At 71.5% G+C, this 19,865-nt stretch carries 16 protein-coding genes and 3 pseudogenes; 13 read left to right on the top strand and 6 right to left on the bottom strand.

Going from position 1 to position 19,865, the window contains the following annotated elements:
* Positions 1-140 precede the first annotated feature (140 nt).
* The 7 genes from AB0G20_RS11445 (at position 141) to AB0G20_RS11415 (ending at position 6,282) form a co-directional block, all read left to right on the top strand.
* Entirely contained in the window at positions 141-575 is a 435-nt protein-coding gene (locus AB0G20_RS11445) for a hypothetical protein (RefSeq protein WP_361300875.1), read from the top strand.
* 41 nt (positions 576-616) lie between these two features.
* Entirely contained in the window at positions 617-1,411 is a 795-nt protein-coding gene (locus AB0G20_RS11440) for a hypothetical protein (RefSeq protein ID WP_361299458.1), read from the top strand.
* Positions 1,412-1,561: 150 nt separating this feature from the next.
* Positions 1,562-2,383: a TIM barrel protein gene (locus AB0G20_RS11435; RefSeq protein ID WP_361299455.1), complete on the top strand. Its 822-nt coding sequence runs from the start codon at positions 1,562-1,564 to the stop codon at positions 2,381-2,383.
* A gap of 25 nt (positions 2,384-2,408) precedes the next feature.
* Positions 2,409-3,302, top strand: coding sequence for a 2-hydroxy-3-oxopropionate reductase (locus AB0G20_RS11430; protein ID WP_031134161.1), 894 nt, complete (start codon positions 2,409-2,411; stop codon positions 3,300-3,302).
* Between the two features lie 210 nt (positions 3,303-3,512).
* Positions 3,513-4,970: a catalase gene (locus AB0G20_RS11425; RefSeq protein WP_361299452.1), complete on the top strand. Its 1,458-nt coding sequence runs from the start codon at positions 3,513-3,515 to the stop codon at positions 4,968-4,970.
* Positions 4,971-5,275: 305 nt separating this feature from the next.
* Positions 5,276-5,512 (top strand): hypothetical protein, encoded by a 237-nt coding sequence (locus tag AB0G20_RS11420; RefSeq protein ID WP_031134159.1) that lies wholly within the window; start codon positions 5,276-5,278, stop codon positions 5,510-5,512.
* A 158-nt stretch (positions 5,513-5,670) separates the two neighbouring features.
* Entirely contained in the window at positions 5,671-6,282 is a 612-nt protein-coding gene (locus AB0G20_RS11415) for a TIGR04222 domain-containing membrane protein (protein WP_361299448.1), read from the top strand.
* 86 nt (positions 6,283-6,368) lie between these two features.
* On the opposite strand, the gene gcl is transcribed toward AB0G20_RS11415, so the two are convergent.
* Entirely contained in the window at positions 6,369-8,153 is a 1,785-nt protein-coding gene (gene gcl / locus AB0G20_RS11410) for a glyoxylate carboligase (RefSeq protein ID WP_361299445.1), read from the bottom strand.
* 209 nt (positions 8,154-8,362) lie between these two features.
* Between gcl and AB0G20_RS11405 the strand changes: the two are divergent.
* From AB0G20_RS11405 to AB0G20_RS11395, 3 genes and pseudogenes are all read left to right on the top strand, one after another.
* A pseudogene (locus AB0G20_RS11405) lies at positions 8,363-8,617 on the top strand (hypothetical protein); the annotation flags it as partial.
* A 483-nt stretch (positions 8,618-9,100) separates the two neighbouring features.
* Positions 9,101-9,478 (top strand): annotated as a pseudogene (locus AB0G20_RS11400) (hypothetical protein); the annotation flags it as partial.
* A gap of 32 nt (positions 9,479-9,510) precedes the next feature.
* Positions 9,511-10,038, top strand: a complete 528-nt coding sequence (locus tag AB0G20_RS11395) for a GNAT family N-acetyltransferase (protein WP_361299442.1) — start codon at positions 9,511-9,513, stop codon at positions 10,036-10,038.
* Here AB0G20_RS11395 and AB0G20_RS11390 read toward each other — a convergent pair.
* Positions 10,035-11,621, bottom strand: a complete 1,587-nt coding sequence (locus AB0G20_RS11390) for an AMP-binding protein (RefSeq protein WP_361299439.1) — start codon at positions 11,619-11,621, stop codon at positions 10,035-10,037. The two genes, AB0G20_RS11395 and AB0G20_RS11390, sit on opposite strands and share 4 nt — an antisense overlap.
* Entirely contained in the window at positions 11,618-13,297 is a 1,680-nt protein-coding gene (locus AB0G20_RS11385; protein WP_361299436.1) for an AMP-binding protein, read from the bottom strand. The genes AB0G20_RS11390 and AB0G20_RS11385 overlap by 4 nt, the downstream gene beginning before the upstream one ends.
* A 125-nt stretch (positions 13,298-13,422) precedes the next feature.
* Here AB0G20_RS11385 and AB0G20_RS11380 point away from each other — a divergent pair, with 125 nt between their 5' ends.
* From AB0G20_RS11380 to AB0G20_RS11370, 3 genes are all read left to right on the top strand, one after another.
* Entirely contained in the window at positions 13,423-14,238 is an 816-nt protein-coding gene (locus AB0G20_RS11380; protein WP_361299433.1) for a LuxR C-terminal-related transcriptional regulator, read from the top strand.
* Between the two features lie 201 nt (positions 14,239-14,439).
* The gene (locus tag AB0G20_RS11375) at positions 14,440-17,292 is read left to right on the top strand and encodes an AAA family ATPase (RefSeq protein WP_361299430.1); all 2,853 of its coding nucleotides are present in this window, start codon (positions 14,440-14,442) and stop codon (positions 17,290-17,292) included.
* Between the two features lie 203 nt (positions 17,293-17,495).
* Entirely contained in the window at positions 17,496-18,287 is a 792-nt protein-coding gene (locus tag AB0G20_RS11370; protein ID WP_361299427.1) for a serine protease, read from the top strand.
* Here AB0G20_RS11370 and AB0G20_RS11365 read toward each other — a convergent pair.
* From AB0G20_RS11365 to AB0G20_RS11355, 3 genes and pseudogenes are all read right to left on the bottom strand, one after another.
* Positions 18,233-18,529 (bottom strand): hypothetical protein, encoded by a 297-nt coding sequence (locus AB0G20_RS11365; RefSeq protein WP_361299424.1) that lies wholly within the window; start codon positions 18,527-18,529, stop codon positions 18,233-18,235. The genes AB0G20_RS11370 and AB0G20_RS11365 overlap by 55 nt on opposite strands.
* A 123-nt stretch (positions 18,530-18,652) precedes the next feature.
* Complete coding sequence (locus tag AB0G20_RS11360; protein WP_013761786.1) at positions 18,653-19,384, bottom strand: YdcF family protein; 732 nt, start codon at positions 19,382-19,384, stop codon at positions 18,653-18,655.
* Positions 19,385-19,503: 119 nt separating this feature from the next.
* A pseudogene (locus tag AB0G20_RS11355) lies at positions 19,504-19,865 on the bottom strand (hypothetical protein); the annotation flags it as partial.

The raw sequence follows: 19,865 nt of genomic DNA, 5'->3' as shown, positions 1-19,865 counted from the left end.
CGCTGACAGGCGGCTCCCTCACCTCGGCGCTGCGACCGCTGCGACGGCTGGCCGCCGGACGGGCGGACAGCGGCCGCCGCACCGGGCGGTCCGCCGGGCGCCGCAGGGCCCGGTCGGCGGGACTCGTCGCCGGGACGGCCCTGACCACGGTGCTCGCGGTCTGGCTCGGCTTCCAGACGATCGAGCAGCGCGCGGCGGAGCAGCGCCGCCAGGAGATCCTGGCGGCGGCCCGGCAGTCGGCGCTGAACTTCACCTCGCTCGACTACCGGCACTACGACCGGGACAGCCAGAACGTGCTGAAGGGTGCGACCGGCGACTTCAGGAAGCAGTTCGCCGCGCAGACCGCGCAGTTGACCAAGCTCGTCGCCGGGAACAAGTCGGTGTCCGAGGGGCAGGTCCTCGAAGCGGGCATCGTGCGGTCCGACGCGCGTTCGGCCCGGGTGCTGGTCGTCGCCGACAGCAAGGTGACCAACACCGCCGTGCCGGACGGGGAGGCGCGCACCTACCGGCTGCAGCTCGACCTCGTGCACCAGGGCGGCCGCTGGCTGACCTCCGACGTCGAGTTCGTCGGCTGACCACCCGTACCACCCCCGTACCGCCTGTGAGGAGAAAGACCGTGGCGAACCCGACCTCCCGCGTCCGCGGCGCCGGCTCCCCCGCCCGCCGCACCATGACCGCGGCCGCCCGCGCGGCGGCCAAACGCGCCCGGCGCCCGGAACATCCCGAGCACGGCAGGACTACCGTCTGGTCCCCGGCGGACGAGGCGCCGCCGCTTCGGACGGAGGAGCCCGGCTCCGGGCGCACGGTGCTCGTCGACGCGCCGGACGGCGCCTGGGACGACCCGCCGGAGCCGTCGCCCGAGGCCGCCGAGGAGGAGCCGCGGGAGAGCACGCGCGGGCGGCGGTTCCCGCGCGGGAGGCTGCTCACCGCCGCGTCGGCCGTCCTGCTCGTGGCGGGTCTGGTCGCCGCCGCCGTGCTCGGCTGGCAGTACCGGGAGGGGCAGCGCGCGGACCGGGCCCGGGGGGAGGCGCTCGACGCGGCGCGGAAGGCGGCGCCGGTCGTGCTGTCGTACGACTACCGGCGCCTGGACCGCGACTTCGCCCGGGCGCGCACGCATCTGACCGGCGACTTCCGCGACGAGTACGGCAGGACCACGAAGACGGTGGTCGGGCCGACGGCCCGTAAGTACCACGGGGTGGTGAAGGCGACGGTCGTGGAGCCGACGGGCGGTGGCGCCCCGGCGGCCTCCGTCGTGTCGGCCTCCCCGGACCGGGCGGTCGTGCTGCTCTTCGTCAACCAGGTGACCAGGAGCACCCAGGTCACGGGGTCCCGCGTGGACCTGAACCGGGTGCGGATGACGCTCACCCGTGCCTCCGGGGGCTGGAAGGTGAGCGGCGTCGACGCGCTCTGAACCTCCTCCGCCCCAGCGCCCCCGCGTCCCCGCGCGGGGGCGCTTTTTTGCGGTCGCTCTTGACAGTCCTTCCCGGTCACAGGCAATCTTCCAGTAAGCAGAAAGCAACTTCCGCATTACGGAAAATCCAGGAAGGGAGCGCCGAGCCCGATGGGATTCGCAGAGCAGCGCTTCAACGTCAACCTGTCGATCCTCTTCACGGAGCTCCCGCTCCTGGAGCGTCCCGCCGCCGCGGCGGCTGCCGGGTTCACCGCGGTCGAGCTGTGGTGGCCCTGGGTCGACTCGCCCACGCCGGAGCGGTCCGAGCTCGACGCCCTGAAGCGCGCGATCGAGGACGCGGGTGTCCGGCTCACCGGCCTGAACTTCTACGCCGGGCAGCTCCCGGGCCCGGACCGCGGCGCCCTGTCGATCCCCGGCGAGGAGTCGGAGCGGTTCCGCGCCAACATCGACGTGGCCGCCGACTTCGCTGCCTCGCTGGGCTGCACGGCGCTCAACGCGCTGTACGGCAACCGCGTCGAGGGCGTGGACCCGGCCGAGCAGGACGCGCTCGCCCTGGAGAACCTGACCCTCGCGGCCCGGGCCGCCGACCGGATCGGCGCGATCCTGCTGATCGAGGCGCTGAACCAGCCCGAGTCCCCGCTGTATCCGCTGGTGTCGGCCCCGGCGGCCGTGGCCGTCGTCGACCGGGTGAACGAGGCGACGGGGCTGGGCAACGCCCGCTTCCTCATGGACCTCTACCACCTGTCCATGAACGGCGAGGACCTCCCGTCGGTGATCGAGCGGTTCGCCTCGAAGACGGGCCACGTGCAGATCGCCGACAACCCGGGCCGCGGCGCCCCCGGGACGGGCTCACTGCCCCTCGAAGACCTCCTCGACCAGCTGCACAAGGCGGGTTACGACGGCTGGGTCGGCCTCGAGTACAAGCCGGGCGAGCGCCCGAGCACCGAGGCCTTCGACTGGCTGCCCCGCTGACCCCCGTACCGAAAGGCACCCCATCATGAGCAACGCACTTCCCAAGGTCGCGTGGATCGGCCTCGGCATCATGGGCTCCCCCATGTCCGAGAACCTGATCAAGGCGGGTTACCCGGTCACCGGTTACACGCTGGAGCAGGACAAGCTGGACCGCCTGGCCGCCGCCGGTGGCACCGCGGCCGGTTCGATCGCCGAGGCCGTGAAGGACGCCGACGTCGTCATCACGATGGTCCCGGCCTCCCCGCAGGTCGAGGCCATCGCCTACGGCCCGGACGGCATACTGGAGAACGCGAAGTCCGGCGCGCTGCTGATCGACATGTCCTCGATCACCCCGCAGACCTCCGTCGACCTGGCGAAGGCGGCGAAGGACAAGGGCATCCGCGTCCTGGACGCCCCGGTGTCCGGCGGCGAGGCCGGTGCCATCGAGGCCGTGCTGTCCATCATGGTCGGCGGCGAGCAGGCCGACTTCGACACCGCGAAGCCGATCCTGGACGCGCTCGGCAAGACCATCGTGCTCTGCGGCCCGCACGGCTCGGGCCAGACCGTGAAGGCCGCCAACCAGCTGATCGTCGCCGTGAACATCCAGGCGTGCGCCGAGGCCGTGGTCTTCCTGGAGAAGTCCGGCGTGGACCTGAAGGCGGCGCTGGACGTCCTCAACGGCGGGCTCGCCGGCTCGACCGTGCTGACCCGCAAGAAGGACAACTTCCTCGGCCGGGACTTCAAGCCGGGCTTCCGGATCGACCTGCACCACAAGGACATGGGCATCGTCACCGACGCCGCCCGCAATGTCGGCGCGGCCCTGCCCGTCGGTGCCGTGGTCGCCCAGCTGGTCGCGTCCCTGCGTGCGCAGGGTGACGGCGGCCTGGACCACTCGGCGCTGCTGCGGGCCGTGGAGCGGCTCTCCGGCGCGCAGCTCTGACGACCTCCCGGCCCTCGTGATCGCGAGGGTTCCCCCAGACCCCGGGCGGCGCCGCCGCTGACACCTGTCCTGTCGCGCCCAAAGCGGCGGCGCCGCCCGGAACCAGTCATGCCCATCGCTTCAACAAACTGTTGACGCTCCGATCACCCCGACCCTAGGCTCCACAAAGCGGAAACATATTTCCGCTGCCCTCTCGTACGGAAGGTCACGATGTCGCAGCGCGTGCTCACCACCGAGTCCGGCGCCCCCGTCGCCGACAACCAGAACTCCGCCACCGCCGGCGTCGGCGGCCCGCTCCTGCTCCAGGACCAGCATCTGCTGGAGAAGCTGGCGCGCTTCAACCGCGAGCGCATCCCGGAGCGCGTGGTGCACGCCCGCGGCTCGGGCGCGTACGGCCACTTCGAAGTGACCGACGACGTCACGGACTTCACCCACGCCGACTTCCTCAGCGCGGTCGGCAAGCGCACCGAGGTGTTCCTGCGCTTCTCGACGGTGGCCGACTCGCTCGGCGGCGCGGACGCGGTGCGCGACCCGCGCGGTTTCGCGGTGAAGTTCTACACCGAGGAAGGCAACTACGACCTCGTCGGGAACAACACCCCGGTGTTCTTCATCAAGGACCCGATCAAGTTCCCGGACTTCATCCACTCGCAGAAGCGCGACCCGTTCACGGGCCGTCAGGAGCCGGACAACGTCTGGGACTTCTGGGCGCACTCCCCCGAGGCCACGCACCAGGTGACCTGGCTGATGGGCGACCGCGGCATCCCGGCCTCCTACCGGCACATGAACGGCTACGGCTCGCACACCTACCAGTGGACGAACAGCCGGGGCGAGGCCTTCTTCGTCAAGTACCACTTCAAGACCAACCAGGGCGTCCGCTCCCTGAGCAGCGAGCAGGCCGCCGAGATCGCCGGCAAGGACCCCAACTCGCACCAGACGGATCTGCTCCAGGCCATCGAGCGGGGCGTGCACCCGTCCTGGACGCTCCACGTCCAGCTGATGCCGGCGGCCGAGGCGGCGGACTACCGCTTCAACCCGTTCGACCTGACCAAGGTGTGGCCGCACCAGGACTACCCGCTCAAGCGCGTGGGCCGGCTGGTGCTGGACCGCAACCCGGACAACGTCTTCGCCGAGGTCGAGCAGGCCGCTTTCTCCCCGAACAACTTCGTGCCGGGCATCGGTCCCTCCCCCGACAAGATGCTCCAGGGCCGCCTGTTCGCCTACGCGGATGCCCACCGCTACCGCCTGGGCGTCAACCACACGCTGCTGGCCGTCAACGCGCCGAGGGCCACGACCGCGCAGAGCTACGGCCGCGACGGCCTCATGGCGTCCAACCCTCAGGGCCGGCACGCGAAGAACTACGAGCCGAACTCCTACGACGGCCCGGTCGAGACCGGCCGCCCCCTGTCGGCACCACTCGCCGTGAACGGCCACACGGGCACCCATGAGGCGCCCGCGCACACCAAGGACGACGACTTCTTCCAGGCCGGTGAGCTGTTCCGGCTGATGTCCGCCGAGGAGAGGTCGCGCCTGGTCGCGAACATCGCAGGCGGCCTGTCCCAGGTCTCCCGCGACGACGTGATCGAGAAGAACCTCGCGCACTTCCACGCCGCCGACCCCGAGTACGGGCGGCGCGTGGAGGAGGCGGTCCGCGCCCTGCGCGAGGACTGAACTCCCTGACCGTGTCCGACCGCCCGGGGCGACCCGGATGAGGGGTGGTCCCCCGGGCACGGACACGGTCAGGGCGCGGACCGCGGCGGCTGCGAGCCAGTGCGGTGGTGAAGGGCCCGGGCCGGTTTCTCGACCTGAGGGAAGCCCGCCCGGAGCCCGTCGCACCCGCCGCGGTCCCAGTGGTGCCTGCCCCCGCAAAGACCCCGTCCGGCGGCGCGAACGTCCTGTCGCGCCCAGCCTCGCGCCGTCGGACGGCCAGCCCCTTTCAGGGTGCGGAACCGTCCCGTTCGCAGCAGCCTGAAGGCATGGCACCTCCCACCGAACATCCGCATGTCGTGGTCCACGCCCCCGCCCTGGACGGCTCCCGCCGGGTCACCCTGGGCGAGGAGCCGCTGGGCGTCGCCACCCACACCGACGACGTCGCCGAGATCCTGCGCCTGGCCGACCTGTACGTCACCGACGTCGCGGAGAGCGACCTGGTCGAGTGGCAGGGCGGCGGCCCGGACGACTGGCCGGGGCTGTCGGAGCACCACGAGGCGTGAGCGCGCCTACGGCACCGGTCGTACAGCCCGTACGCAACCCTCAAATCAAGCTCTGAACCCGGCCCCGGGGGCTTCAACTGCCCCCGGGGCCGGGCACATTCTCGACACACGGGGCTCGCCGGCACGGGGGCGGCGGGCCCCGTCACGGGGGTGAAGCCATGAGCGACGGTATGGCGGTCCGGCTGGAGCCGCACGAGATCGCACTGCTGGGGGACGGCCCACGGGCCGCCGTCACCGTCGCCGTGGTGGATCTGTATCTGCGGGGCCTGGTGGAGGCGGACCGGCCCGGGACCATCCGGGCCGGTGTCGTGGACGCCGCGCGGGCGGAACAGCCGCCCTCCGGCCTGGCGGCCGCGGTGCATGCCTCGCTGCGAGCGCCCGCCGCTCCCAAGAAGCTGGTGAAGGATCCGGACATCCGGCTCGCGGTGGCCCTCATGCGCATTCCGCTCGCTGAGGCGGGCCTGCTGCGCTATCCCCTGCTCGGCGCCACCCGCGCCGCCCGCCGCCACGTCCGCGACCTGCGGCACGTCCATCCCCTGCCGACGAGCAGGCACGGCCTGACCGACCACGACCGGCTGCTGCTGATCGCCCTGCACGGCGAGGCGGCCCTGCGGCTGCTGGTGCCGCGCTTCGCCCTGCGGGCGGGTCTGGTCCACCGGGCCGAGGTGGGCGGCACAGGCCTCCTCAAGCACTCGTTGCGCGGCACGAGCAGCGGCGGCGGTGGCGGCTCCTTCTCCTGCGGCGGAGGCAGTGGAGGCGGCGGGGACTGAGGTGTCCAAGGCCCCATGAGGATGCCGGAAACGCGACAGGGGCGGCCCGTCCTCCCGGACGGGCCGCCCCTGTCACTGCGCGGGCGTCAGACCTTCAGCGTCTTGATCGAGGTCGGCGCGTGGCCCGGCTCGGTGGCGAGTTCCTCGAACTCCACGACGTTGCCGATGTCGTTGGTCGTCGACATGGAGATGTTGGTGACGCGCTCCAGGATCGCCTCGACGACCACCGGGACCCGGTGCTCCGCGGCCAGCTTCTTGGCCTGCTCGAAGGCATCACCCAGCTCGGCGGGGTCGGTGACGCGGATGGCCTTGCAGCCGAGGCCCTCGGCGACCTTGACGTGGTCGACGCCGTAGACGCCGAGCTCCGGGGAGTTGAGGTTCTCGAACTCCAGGTTGACCTGGAAGTCGATCTCGAACGCCCGCTGCGCCTGCCGGATGAGGCCCAAGTAGGAGTTGTTCACGAGGACGTGGACGTACGGGATCCTGTGCTGCGCGCCGACGGCGAGTTCCTCCAGCATGAACTGGAAGTCGTAGTCGCCCGAGAGCGCGACGACGGGCGCCTCCGGGTCGGCCTTGGCGACGCCGAGCGCGGCCGGGATGGTCCAGCCGAGCGGGCCGGCCTGGCCGCAGTTGATCCAGTGCCGGGGCCGGTAGACGTGCAGCATCTGCGCGCCGGCGATCTGCGAGAGGCCGATGGTGGAGACGTACCGGGTCTCCGGGCCGAAGGCCTTGTTCATCTCCTCGTAGACGCGCTGCGGCTTGATCGGGATGTCGTCGAAGTGCGTACGGCGCTGGAGGGTCGCCTTGCGCTCCTGCGCCGCCTGGGCCCACTCGGAGCGGTCGGGCAGCCTGCCGGCCGCCTTCAGCTCGCGGGCCACCTCGACGAACAGCTCCAGGGCGGCCTTGGCGTCGGAGGCGATGCCGTAGTCCGGGGCGAAGATCTTGCCGATCTGGGTGGGCTCGACGTCGACGTGGACGAACTTCCGTCCGGCCGTGTAGACGTCGAGTTTGCCGGTGTGGCGGTTGGCCCAGCGGTTGCCGATGCCGAGGACGAAGTCGGACTCCAGGAACGTCGCGTTGCCGTAGCGGTGCGAGGTCTGCAGGCCGACCATGCCGGCGTTCAGCTCGTGGTCGTCGGGCAGCAGGCCCCAGCCCATCAGGGTCGGGACGACGGGGGTGCCGGTCAGTTCGGCGAACTCGACGAGGAGTTCGGCGGCGTCGGCGTTGATGACGCCGCCGCCCGCGACGATCAGCGGCCGCTCGGACGCGTTCAGCATCCCGATCGCCTTCTCGATCTGGGCGCGGGTCGCGGCGGGCTTGTAGACCGGGAGCGGCTCGTACGTCTCCGGGTCGAACTCGATCTCCGTCAGCTGCACGTCGATCGGCAGGTCGATGAGGACCGGGCCGGGGCGGCCGGAGCGCATCAGGTGGAAGGCCTGCTGGAAGACGCCCGGGACCTGCGCGGCCTCCAGCACCGTGACGGCCATCTTCGTGACCGGCTTGGCGATGGAGGCGATGTCGACGGCCTGGAAGTCCTCTTTGTGGATCACGGCGGTCGGGGCCTGGCCCGTGATGCACAGGATCGGGATGGAGTCGCCGATCGCGGAGTACAGGCCCGTGATCATGTCGGTGCCGGCCGGACCCGAGGTGCCGATGCAGACGCCGATGTTGCCCGGGTGGGTGCGGGTGTAGCCCTCGGCCATGTGCGAGGCGCCCTCGACGTGCCGGGCGAGGGTGTGGGCGATGCCGCCGGAGGCTTTGAGCGCCGCGTAGAAGGGGTTGATCGCCGCGCCGGGGACACCGAACGCGTCGGCGACGCCCTCACGCTTGAGGATCTCAACTGCCGCGCGGGCAGCGGTCATTCGAGCCATCGAGTACTCCTGCTTCGGCTGTCGGATTCGCACTCCCGTCGCGCCCCGCGGTGAGCTCTTCCGTATTGCGGAAATTGTTTTCTACGATCTGGAATTAATGTATGTGGGGTGGGCGAAGGGCGTCAAGAGACGGCAAGCGCCGGACAGGGCGGGGCCCGAGGGAGCACGATGGGCTCTCTGTCCCGTTGCGACACGGTTCTGGAGTGGCCATGGCCGAGACCGTTCCGGTGCGCTGCCCGGCCTGCCGCCGCGAGCACCGCTACACGGCTCCGGCGTACCCCTGCGTGTGCGGCGCGCCGGTCGCCCCGCGCCTGGACCGCGACGGCCCGGCGACACCCGTCTCGCACCGGGTCTGGCAGGACGACTGGGTGACGGTGCGGTGCGGGTCCTGCGGGCGACGCGGCGAGTGGCCCCGCCCGGAGGTGGGGTGCGCGTGCGGGGTGGTGCTGCGGGTGGCGGTGGCGGAACCCCAGGGCGCGACCGAGCAGGCCGCCAGGGGTGACGGGGAGGGCGCGGGCGGCCGGGGTGCCGAGACCGACATGGGCGGCGGGGCCGACTGGGGCGGGGTGACCAACAGGGACTACGAGACCAACCGGGGCGGCGGGACCGACCTAGGCTCGGCGCCCGGCGGGACGGCAGCCGACCAGAACCCGGAGGCCGACCGGGATGCCGAGACCGAGCAGGCCGCCACGAGTGACGGGGAGGCCGAGGGTGGCCGCCGTGCCGAGACCGACCGGGGCGGCGGGGTCGACCGGGGCTACGCGACCGACCTGGGCGACGAGACCGACTTGGGCTCGGCGCCCGGCGGGGCGGCAACTGACCAGGACCCGGAGGCCGGCCAGAACGGTGCGGCCGGCCAGGGCCGCGCGGCCGGGTCGCACGGCCCTGGCCCCGACCGGCGTGATGCCGCAGCCGCGGCTCGCGCCGCCCGGCCTCCCTTCCTCTCCGTCACGATCCGTACCGCGCGCGATGCCGTCACGGCCACCGCCCTGTATCTGCGCTGGCTCGGTTACCGGGGCGTGCGCAGGGCGGACCAGCGTCCGCCCTCCGGCATCGGTCTCGCCGCCCGCGGCGTCGTCGCGCAGGTGGACCCGGTCGCACGCCCGGCGACCCTGCGGGACGTGGAGTGCCTGTGGCTGACGGCCATGACGGAGTCCGCGGAGTGCCTCTACTTCTCCCTCGCCGGGTACGCGGACGACGCCCGGGCCCGTGCCGACGCCCTGGGCGTCCCGCTGTTCGTCCTGGACCTCACCGGCACCCCCAGGCCGGTGAACGCCCCGGCCGAGACACTGGCCGCCGGCGGCCTCGGACACCGGGCGCCCTGACCCCGGACATCACCGCACCCCATACTCACCGCATGCGCATCCGCCCCGCCGCACCCGCCGAACTCCCCGCCCTCCAGGACATCGAACGTGCCGCCGGCGCCCCCTTCCGCGATCTCGACATGCCGGAGATCGCGGACGACGAACCGCCCGCGCTCGACGTACTCGACCGCTACCGCCGGGCGGGCCGCTGCTGGGTCGCGGCGGACGAGGGGGACCGGCCGGACGCCTACCTCCTCGCCGAACCCGTGGACGGCGCCCTGCACATCGAGCAGGTCTCGGTCCACCCGCGCGCCGCACGCCGGGGTGTGGGCCGGGCTCTCCTGGCCCACGCCGCCGACCGCGCCCGCGAGGAGGGCCTGACGGCCCTGACCCTGACCACCTTCACGGACGCCCCCTGGAACGCCCCCTACTACGCCCGGCTCGGCTTCCGCCCGCTCCCCGAGGCGGACCTCACGCCCGGCCTCCGCGCGATCCGCGCGACGGAGGCCGCCCACGGCCTCGACCGCTGGCCACGGGTGTGCATGCGCGCACCGTTGCGAACCGCTGAACCACGCCCCTAACCGTCGGCGAACCGCTCCCGCAGCTCCACCTTCCGCACCTTCCCGGACACCGTCATCGGGAAGGAGTCGAGGATCCGCACCCGGGCCGGGACCTTGTAGTGCGCCAACTGCCCCTCGCAGAAGGCCCGGAGCTCCTCCAGGGTCGGCGGGTCGGCCGGGTCGCGGGCGATGACGCAGGCCAGGACCTCCTCGCCGTAGCGCTCGTGCGGGACGCCGACGACCTGGACGTCCTGGATCTTCGGGTGGCCGTAGAGGAACTCCTCGATCTCGCGGGGGTAGATGTTCTCCCCGCCCCGGATGATCATGTCCTTGATGCGGCCGACGATCTCGACGTAGCCGTCCTCCCGCATCACGGCGAGGTCGCCCGTGTGCATCCAGCGGCCGGCGTCGATGGACTCGGCGGTCTTCTCCGGCTCGTTCCAGTAGCCGAGCATCACGCTGTAGCCGCGGGTGCACAACTCGCCCGCCGTGCCGCGCGGCTGGGTGACGCCCGTCGCCGGGTCGACGATCTTCACCTCGATGTGCGGCAGGACCCGGCCGACCGTGCCGGTGCGGTGCTCCAGGTCGTCGTCCCTCCGCGTCTGCAGGGACACCGGGGACGTCTCGGTCATGCCGTAGCAGATGGAGACCTCCGCCATGTGCATCTCGGAGACCACCCGCTTCATCACCTCCACCGGGCAGGGCGAGCCCGCCATGATGCCGGTGCGCAGGGAGGAGAGGTCGTAGGAGGCGAAGTCGGGGAGGTTCAGCTCCGCGATGAACATGGTCGGGACACCGTAGAGCGAGGTGCAGCGCTCCTGCTGGACCGCGTCCAGAGTCGCTTTCGGGTCGAACGACGGGGCGGGGATGACCATGCAGGCGCCGTGCGAAGTGGCGGCCAGATTCCCCATGACCATGCCGAAACAGTGATAGAACGGGACAGGAATGCAGATTCTGTCCTGCTCGGTGTAGGCGATCAACTCACCCACGAAGTAGCCGTTGTTGAGGATGTTGTTGTGGGAGAGGGTCGCACCCTTGGGGAAGCCCGTCGTGCCCGACGTGTACTGGATGTTGATCGGGTCGTCGCAGGAGAGTTCCTCGTACGCCGCGCCGGCGGTCGCCCGGCCGAGCAGCGCGTCCCAGCTCGGGTCGCCGAAGTAGACCACTTCCCGCAACTCGGGGCAGCCGCCGCGGACTTGATCGACCATCGCCCGGTAGTCGCTCGTCTTGTGACCGAGGGAGGCGAACAGCAGGGACACGCCGGCCTGCTTCAGGACGTACTCGACCTCGTGGGTGCGGTACGCCGGGTTGATGTTCACCATGATCGCGCCGATGCGGGCGGTGGCGTACTGGACGAGCACCCACTCGGGGCAGTTGACCGCCCAGATGCCCACCCGGTCGCCCTTGGTGACGCCGGAGGCGTGCAGGGCGGAGGCGAGTTCGTCGACCGCCGCGCCGAACCGGGCGTACGTCCAGCGCCGGCCGGACGGCACGTCGACCAGTGCCTCGCGGTCCGGCCACGTGGCCACAGCCCGGTCCAGGCTGGCCCCGATGGTGTCGCCGAGCAGCGCCGTCCGGCCGGTGCCGTGGCTGTAGGAACTCACCGGAAGTCCTCCTCGCGGTATTCGGCGTCCGACCCGGCGGCCGTGGCCTCACGCAGTTCGATCCGGCGGATCTTGCCGGAGACGGTCTTGGGCAGCTCGCCGAACTCCAGGCGGCGGATGCGCTTGTAGGGGGCCAGGGCCTCGCGGGAGTGCTCGAACAGGACCTTGGCGGTGTCGGGGCCGGGCTCCCAGCCCCCGGCCAGGACGACGTACGCCTTGGGGACGGCGAGCCGCAGCTCGTCCGGGGCGGGGACGACCGCCGCCTCGGCGACCGCCTCGTGCTCCAGCAGCGCGCTCTCCAGCTCGAACGGGCTGATCTTGTAGTCGGAGGCCTTGAAGACGTCGTCGCTCCGCCCGATGTACGTCAGGTACCCCTCGTCGTCCCTGGAGGCGACGTCTCCCGTGCGGTAGTAGCCGCCGGCCATCGCCTCCGCCGTGCGGTCCGCGTCGCCGTGGTAGCCGGTCATCAGACCGACGGGGCGGTCCGACAGGTCGAGCGCGATCTCGCCCTCCGCGGCGCCCGGCGCGCCGGAGACGGGGTCGAGGAGTTCGACGCGATAGCCGGGGCTCGGCCGGCCCATCGAGCCGGTCTTCAGCGGCTGGCCGGGGCTGTTGGCGACCTGGACGGCCGTCTCGGTCTGGCCGAAACCGTCCCGGATGGTGACGTTCCAGGCCCGGCGGACCTGCTCGATGACCTCCGGGTTGAGCGGCTCGCCGGCCGCGACGACCTCGCGGGGCGGCGTGCGCAGCTGCGTCAGGTCGGCCTGGATGAGCATGCGCCACACGGTCGGCGGGGCGCAGAAGGTGGTGACGCCCGCCCGGTCCATCTCGGTCATGAGCCGGGCGGCGTCGAAACGCGTGTAGTTGTGCAGGAAGACGGTCGCCTCGGCGTTCCACGGGGCGAAGAGATTGGACCAGGCATGCTTGGCCCAGCCGGGTGAGGAGATGTTCAGATGCACGTCGCCGGGTTTCAGGCCGATCCAGTACATGGTCGACAGATGGCCGATCGGGTACGACGTGTGGGTGTGCTCGACGAGCTTGGGCCGGGCGGTGGTGCCCGAGGTGAAGTAGAGCATCAGCGGGTCGTCGGCCCGGGTCGGGCTGTCGGGGGTGAAGTCGGCGGAGGCTCCGTAGGCGTCGTCCAGGGGCAGCCAGCCGTCCGGTACGGCACCGGCGGTGTCCGCGGCGATGCGCGTGTAGTCGCCGGGGACCTCGGCGAACTTGCCGGTGTCCGCCACGCGCGCGATGACGTGCCGGACCCGGCCGCGCTCGACGCGGTCGCGCAGGTCGGCGGGGCCGAGCAGCGGGGTGGCCGGGATGACCACGGCGCGCAGTTTCATCGCGGCGAGTGCGGTGATCCACAGTTCGGCCTGGTTGCCGAGCATGACGAGGATCCGGTCCTCGGCGCGCACGCCCCGGGCGCGCAGCCAGGTGGCGAACTGGGCCGACCGCACCGACATCTCCCCGAAGGACAGCCGGGTCTCGCGGCCGTCCTCCTCGACGAGGCGCAGGGCGGTGCGGGCGTTGCCGTCGGCAATCTCGTCGAACCAGTCGAGCGCCCAGTTGAAGTACTCGGGACGGGGCCAGCGGAAGCCGTCGTAGGCCGTGGCGTAGTCCTCGCGGTGTTCCAGCAGGAAGTCCCGCGCCCCGCGGAACATCTCCGTCGCCGATGTCATCTGTCCTCCTGGGTGCCGGACCATTGCCGGGCGGCTCTGAGCCATCGTGTAATCCGTGATGCAGGTCTCACTACCCCCGAACGGGGGGTGCGCCCGCACGGGAGCCGCAGCGAAGGGGCGATCAGGTGACGACGGACGCGTCCGACGCGGTCGAGATACGGAACGCGCTGCTGCGCATGCGGCGGGGCACGGGCCTTCCGGTCGCGTTCGGCGGCCTGATGGAGGCCGGGCAGCAGATGCGTATCAGCGAGCTGAGCGGCACGGCGACGCACGCCCTGCGGTCGCTGGTGGTGACGTCCGGCACCGGTCTTGGCGGCAAGACGGTGGCGCTGTCCCGGCCGTGCGTGGTGACGGACTACTCGGCGTCACGGCAGATCAGCCACGAGTACGACGCCCCGGTGGCCGTGGAGGGGCTGCGCTCGGTGCTGGCCGTGCCGGTGGTGGTGCGGCACCGGGTGAGCGGGGTGCTGTACGGGGCGCTGCGCACGGCCCTGCCGCTGGGCGGGCGGATGCTGGACGTGGCCGTGGAGGCGGCGCGGGACGTGGAGCGGGCGCTGGTCGTCCGGGACGAGGCCCGCACGCTCGCCGCCGAGGCCGGTGCCGGGGCGGGCCAGGGGTGGGAGCAGGTGCGGGAGGCGCACGCGGCCCTGCGGGCGCTGGCCCCGCGGATCGCGGACCCGGAGCTGCGCGCGGAGCTGCTCGGCGCGTGTGCGCTGCTGACGGCCGGGTCCGCCGGGTCGCCCCGGGTCCGGCTCGCGCCGCGCGAGGTGGACGTGCTGGCGTGTGTGGCGGCGGGGGCGACGAACGCGGTCGCGGCGGAGCGGCTGGGCGTGACGCCGGAGACCGTCAAGGGGTACCTCAGGTCGGCGATGCGGAAGCTGCGGGCCCGTACCCGTGGCGAGGCCGTGGTCGCCGCGCGCCGGACGGGGTGGTTGCCGTAGTTTTGTGGTGCTTTCTGTTGTGCCTGCCCGTTCGATCTGCCGAGTTCCCGACGGGGTGCCGGCCCTGTGTTCCGCCGCATTCGGGAGACCGATGAATTCGCCCGCCGGCACCCGTTGTTATTTCCCTCACGACGCCGTCCCTCCGAAATTCAAACTTCCGTTGCCTAATATTGGCCAGGACACGACACACGGAGGGGAGCGGTGACCGTGCGACGGGACTACCAGGAGCCTCCCAGGAGCCGCCCCGACCTGGTCATCGGCCGGGAGGACCTGTTCACGTCGGCGCGTGAGCAGCTCGGCCGAGGCGGCAGTGTGCTGCTCCACGGCCCGGCAGGAATTGGAAAGTCGACGATCCTGCGGGCGCTGGCCGCGGATTACGGCGGTCCGGACCGGACGGTGTTGCGCTGCTCGGCGACCGAGTCCGAATCCCATCTGCCCTTCCTGGCGCTGGCCGACCTGTTCGGGCTGGTCCTCGACGACGTGTCCGGGGCGCTGCCCGGCGCCCAGCGCACCGCCCTGGAGTCGGCGCTCACCGGCCGCGGCGAGTCCACGCTCCAGCGGGACGGGCTCGCGCTGCGCCTGGCGGTGCTGTCGGCACTGCGCGCCCTCGCCGCGAAGGGCCCGGTACTCGTGGTCGCCGACGATCTCCAGTGGCTGGATGCCGCCAGTGCGGAACTGCTCGGCTTCGCGGCCCGCCGGCTGGGCGACACGCCCGTGCAGATGCTGTGCGCCGTGCGTACCGAGGGCCAGGAGTACGACCGCCACCTGCCCGCGTCTCCGCCCGACACGCTCGCCGTCCGGCTGGGCCCGCTGACCCGTACGCAGGTCTCGGCGCTGCTCGACCACCGCGGCTACACGCCGCTGTCCCGCTCCACGATCCGCGACATCCACCGCACCAGCGGCGGCAACCCGCTCTTCGCGCTGGAGCTGGGCCGGGCCCTGGCCGAGAGCCCGACCCGGCCCCGGCCGGGCGAGCCGCTGCCCGTGCCGACCTCGCTGCGGGCCCTGGTGCTGAGCCGGCTGGAGATGCTGTCGGACGAGGCGCGCCGCACCCTCCTCGTCGCCAGCGCCGGTGCCCGTCCCACTCTGGCGCTGCTGCACGCGGCCGGCCGGGAGCACGCCGAGGCCGAGACGGCCCAGGCGGCGGCGCTGGGCCTGCTGGCCACGGACCCGGAGGCGCCCGCCCTGCGGTTCGCGCACCCGCTGATCTCGGCCGCGCTCTATGCGGAGGCCCCGGCGCAGGAGCGGCGGGCCGTGCACGCGGCGCTGTCCACGGCGGCCTCCGACCCGATCGAGCGGGCCCGGCACCTGGCCCTGGCGACCACCGGAACCGACCCGGACGTGGCGGCCCGGCTCGCCGAGGCCGGGGCCATGGCCCGGGACCGCGGGGCACCCTCCGTGGCCGCCTCGCTCGGGCTGCTCGCCGCCCGGCACACCCCGGCGGACGGCACCCCCGGATCCGACGAGCGGCGCCTGCAGGCCGCGGAGGACGCGATCACCGCCGGCGAGGCCGATCTCGCCAGGGACATCGCACGCGACGTACTGACGCGTGCCACCGTGCCCGCCGAGCGGGTCCGGGCCTGGATGGTGGTCATCGAGGCGGCCGGGCAGGCCCTCGGCGAGGTCGACGCCGTCTTCCCGCAGGTCCTGGCCGACGCGGGCGACGACCCGCGCCTGCTCGCCCAGGTCCACTACCAGCTGGCCTGGCGCGGCCTGGTCGTCGAGGGCGACTTCGCCGAGGCCCGCCAGGAGGCCGCGCACGCGGCGGAGCTGGCCGCCCGGGGCGAGGACCGGCGCACCGAGCTGATGGCGCTGTCCTTCCAGGCCTCCACCGAGACCCTGATGGGCCACCCGGACGCCCCCGTGACCGTCAAACGGGCGCTGCAGGAACCCCAGGACCCCTACGTGGCCTGCCACCACAACGGCGCCGGGTCGGCCCGGTTCCGCTGGCTGATCATGAGCGACCAGCTGCCCGAGGCGCGGGCGACCATCACCGCGCTGCTGCGCGAGGTGCGCCGGCGCGGCATGGTCGAGAGCGAGGTGCACTTCCTGCGCTTCCTCGCCGACACGGAACTGCGCTCCGGGCACTGCGGCCGGGCCCTGGACCTGGCCCGCGAGAGCCTGCGGCTCGCCCGGGACTCCGGGATCGGCGAGGGCGCCTCGGCCATGCTCGCCTCCCTCGCGGAGGCCTCGGCCGGGGACGTCGACCGGGCCCTGGCCCTCGCCCGGGAGGCGGCGGACCACGCCGAGGTCGACGGCGACCAGATGTACCTGTCCCGGGCCCTGGCGGCGCTGGGCTACGCCCAGTTGGTGGCCGGCGACCCGGCCGCCACCGTCCGTTCGCTGCGCCGGGTGCGGGAGCTGGAGCAGGGCCTCGGCATCAACGACCCCGGGCGCGGCCGCTGGCACGGCGACCTCGCCGAGGCCCTGGTCCGCATCGGCGAACCGGGCGAGGCCCAGGACGTCATCGACACGACCCGGGCGCACGCGCTGCGGCTGGGCCGGCAGAGCGTGCTGGCCGTCCTCGACCGGGCCGAGGCGCTGGTCCGGGCGGCACGCGGCGAACACGAGGCCGCCGCCGTCCGGTTGACGTCCGTGCAGGACCGGCTCGGGCGGCTCGGGTACGGCCTGGAGGAGGCCCGGGCCGCCTTCGCGCTGGCCCGCCTGCGTGCCCAGGCCGCCGCCTCCCCGCGCACCGGCGCCAGGTCCCTGCTGGGCCCGGCGTCGTACGACGAGGCCGCGCGGCTGTTCCGGCGCTGCCGCGCGCTGCCCTGGCTGCGGCAGGTCGACGCGGCCGCCACGGCGGGTCCCGCGGCGGTGGAACCTGCCGCCGCCGCGCCCGCCGTCGCCCTCGACGCGCTGGAGGGCCTCGCCGCGATGGAGCGTCAGGTGGCCTCGCTGGTGATGGAGGGCGCGACCAACCGGGAGATCGCGGCGCGCCTGTTCATCAGCGTCAAGACCGTCGAGGCGACCCTCACCCGGGTCTACCGCAAGCTCGGGATCCGTTCCCGGGTGGACATCGTCCGGCTGGCCGCGGGCCGCCGAACGACCTGACCCCACCTGGGTTTACGGCGCCGGACCGAGGGTTATCCCTGCCCAACTCCCTTAGGGGGTTCCCTCATTGGGAGCCCCCTCGTCCGGGCTCTAGCTTTGGGGCGTGCCGCTCGCCGGGCACACGGAGATCCGAACAACGGCGTCAGGGTCCCCGTGCACGACCACCCGCGCGACCCCCCACCGGCAACTCCCCAAGGAGACCCATGTTCGGGCTCAACGCTGCCAAGAAGGCCGCCGCCGTCGTCGCGGCGACCGCTGCCGCCGCCACGACCGCGCTGCTCGCCGCCCCCACGGCCGTCGCCGCGCCCCAGCCGATCGTCGGCGGTACCACGACCACGACGACCGCGTACCCGTTCGTCATGCAGATCACGGACGCCTCTCAGAACCAGTTCTGCGGCGGCACGCTGGTCTCGCCGACGAAGGTCGTCACCGCCGCGCACTGCATGGTCGGCGAGACCACCAGCAGCGTGCGCGTCGTCGGTGGCCGCACCTACCTCAACGGCACCAACGGCACGGTCAGCAGAGTCAGCAAGATATGGATCCACCCGAGCTATACCGACGCGACCAACGGCGACGACCTGGCCGTGCTGACGCTGTCGACGTCGATGCCGTACACCGCGGCGAAGTACGTCTCCTCCTCCCAGACCTCGGTGTACGCGGCCGGCACCACCGCCCGCATCCTCGGCTGGGGCACCACCTCCTCGGGCGGCAGCTCCTCCAACCAGCTGCGCACCGCGACCGTACCGACCGTGTCCGACTCCAGTTGCGCGAGCTCCTACGGCTCCGACTTCGTGCAGAGCGACATGGTGTGCGCCGGGAAGACCTCCGGCGGCGTGGACACCTGCCAGGGCGACAGCGGCGGCCCCCTGCTCATCGGGGGCGTCCTGGCAGGCATCACTTCCTGGGGCGAAGGCTGCGCCCAGGCCGGTTACCCGGGGGTCTACACCCGGCTGACCACCTTCTCCAACCTGGTCACGACGCAGATCAACTCGTGACCGTGCACTAGCTCCTGAGCACCCCTCAGGTGAAATACCAGGGGGCTTTCCAGCCCCTCGATCTCGAAGGTGGTGCCGACAATGGTCTTCATCAGCCAATGGTTGGATCGCGCCCAGTTCTTGGGGATTTCATAGGCTATTCTGCGCGGCAGGATGAAATAGATCGGCGTGAGCACGATCATGCGGACAATCAGATTGAGATAAAACAGCGTATTGAAAAGAAAAGAGCGCAGCTTGAGCATCGACAGACTTCCCGGGTTGCAGCCGTTCCGAAGCTCAGGCGCGCCTCGATGCCGGATGCCGATGCCAGACGCCTACACGAAAACAAGGCTCCGCAGCAAGCGTGTTCTCTCCGTTCTTTCCATTCACGGGGAAGAGGTTGCCGCCTTGATCGTGGGGTGATCGGCGCCCGCCTTGCGCAACCCGTCGCCCTTGCCGAGCCCGGTCAGGTCGCGTCCTGCTGCAATCACGAATTTCATGTATTCGTAGAGCATGGTTCGGACTACATCTGGCTCCGCGAACCAGTTGGTGCGGGCAAGGTCGGCGCTGATAACGGGATAGGCGATGAATTGGGTCTGCGGGCTGGCATTGTGCAGTTCATGCAGGCTGCGATGCATATGGTAATTGTTCGTAACGACGACGATGGAGGAATAACCGTGGTCGCGTATCCAGCTCGCCGCCTCGTTGGCATTGCCGATGGTGTCTATGGCCTTGTAGCCCATGTCCACGCAGCAGGAAAACATGTCCGAAGAGCCTTGCGTCATCTTGCGGATTTGCGTGCGGGTGGTGGCCGGATTGACGCCGGAAATCAGAAGGCGCTTGCCAACGCCGTCCCGCAGCAGGCCGACCGCCTGTTCGATGCGCTGATAACCACCGGTCAGAACGATGATCGCGTCGCCCTTGGCGCCTTCGGGCGGGCGCATGGAGGCGACCGAATCTGCGAACCACAAAAAACCGCCGGAAAAAGCCCCGAGAGTAATGACGCAAAGCAGGATGAGACCGCGAATAAAACGGCGCAGGCGACTTCGCCGCGACAACAGGCCCTTTTTTGCCTGTCGCGTGGTCGTCTGCTCCTGATCATGGTCCGTCCGACTCACAAACATTCCTCCTGAATACTCGCCGATTAAGGCAAGGAACAGGCATTTTTGTCCACCGTCCGCAAGTTACATCCGGCGTGTGAAGGGTGCAGTTTCCTCACGAGATCCGGGAGACGGCGTCACGATGCGACACCGTCGCTTTTAGACGGATCGGAACGGACGCGGTCGATATCGTCGATCGTGCGGATGACGGTCACACGCGCGGTGATCGTGGTGAGCAGCGCGATGATGATCATCGTCGTGGCGATGCCGATATAACCACTGAGGCCAACGGAAAAAGAGCCGAAAAGCGCACTTGCCTGATCGCTTTGCGGCGTAGCAACCGTGCTCGATTGCCAGAAACCGGCGGCAAGGAAAACCGCCGCGGCAAGGGCGCTGCCCGCTGCCGCACCTTTCAGGCTGATCTTCAGGAAGTGGCCACGCCCTGCGCGCCTACTGCGTCGACGAGAGCGACCCGGTCGTGCTGGCCACGCGGCTCGAC

The sequence above is a fragment of the Streptomyces sp. NPDC024017 genome (assembly GCF_040638895.1).
Lineage (GTDB): Bacteria > Actinomycetota > Actinomycetes > Streptomycetales > Streptomycetaceae > Streptomyces.
The sequence above is the reverse complement of the archived record's forward strand: the minus strand, read 5'-3'. Positions and strand labels throughout refer to the sequence as shown.

Coding starts and splice junctions, on each gene's coding strand:
- AB0G20_RS11435 (WP_361299455.1), top strand. CDS start 1,562: ATGGGATTCGCAGAGCAGCGCTTCAACGTCAACCTGTCGATCCTCTTC.
- AB0G20_RS11430 (WP_031134161.1), top strand. CDS start 2,409: ATGAGCAACGCACTTCCCAAGGTCGCGTGGATCGGCCTCGGCATCATG.
- AB0G20_RS11425 (WP_361299452.1), top strand. CDS start 3,513: ATGTCGCAGCGCGTGCTCACCACCGAGTCCGGCGCCCCCGTCGCCGAC.
- AB0G20_RS11420 (WP_031134159.1), top strand. CDS start 5,276: ATGGCACCTCCCACCGAACATCCGCATGTCGTGGTCCACGCCCCCGCC.
- AB0G20_RS11415 (WP_361299448.1), top strand. CDS start 5,671: ATGAGCGACGGTATGGCGGTCCGGCTGGAGCCGCACGAGATCGCACTG.
- gcl (WP_361299445.1), bottom strand. CDS start 8,153: ATGGCTCGAATGACCGCTGCCCGCGCGGCAGTTGAGATCCTCAAGCGT.
- AB0G20_RS11395 (WP_361299442.1), top strand. CDS start 9,511: ATGCGCATCCGCCCCGCCGCACCCGCCGAACTCCCCGCCCTCCAGGAC.
- AB0G20_RS11385 (WP_361299436.1), bottom strand. CDS start 13,297: ATGACATCGGCGACGGAGATGTTCCGCGGGGCGCGGGACTTCCTGCTG.
- AB0G20_RS11370 (WP_361299427.1), top strand. CDS start 17,496: ATGTTCGGGCTCAACGCTGCCAAGAAGGCCGCCGCCGTCGTCGCGGCG.
- AB0G20_RS11365 (WP_361299424.1), bottom strand. CDS start 18,529: ATGCTCAAGCTGCGCTCTTTTCTTTTCAATACGCTGTTTTATCTCAAT.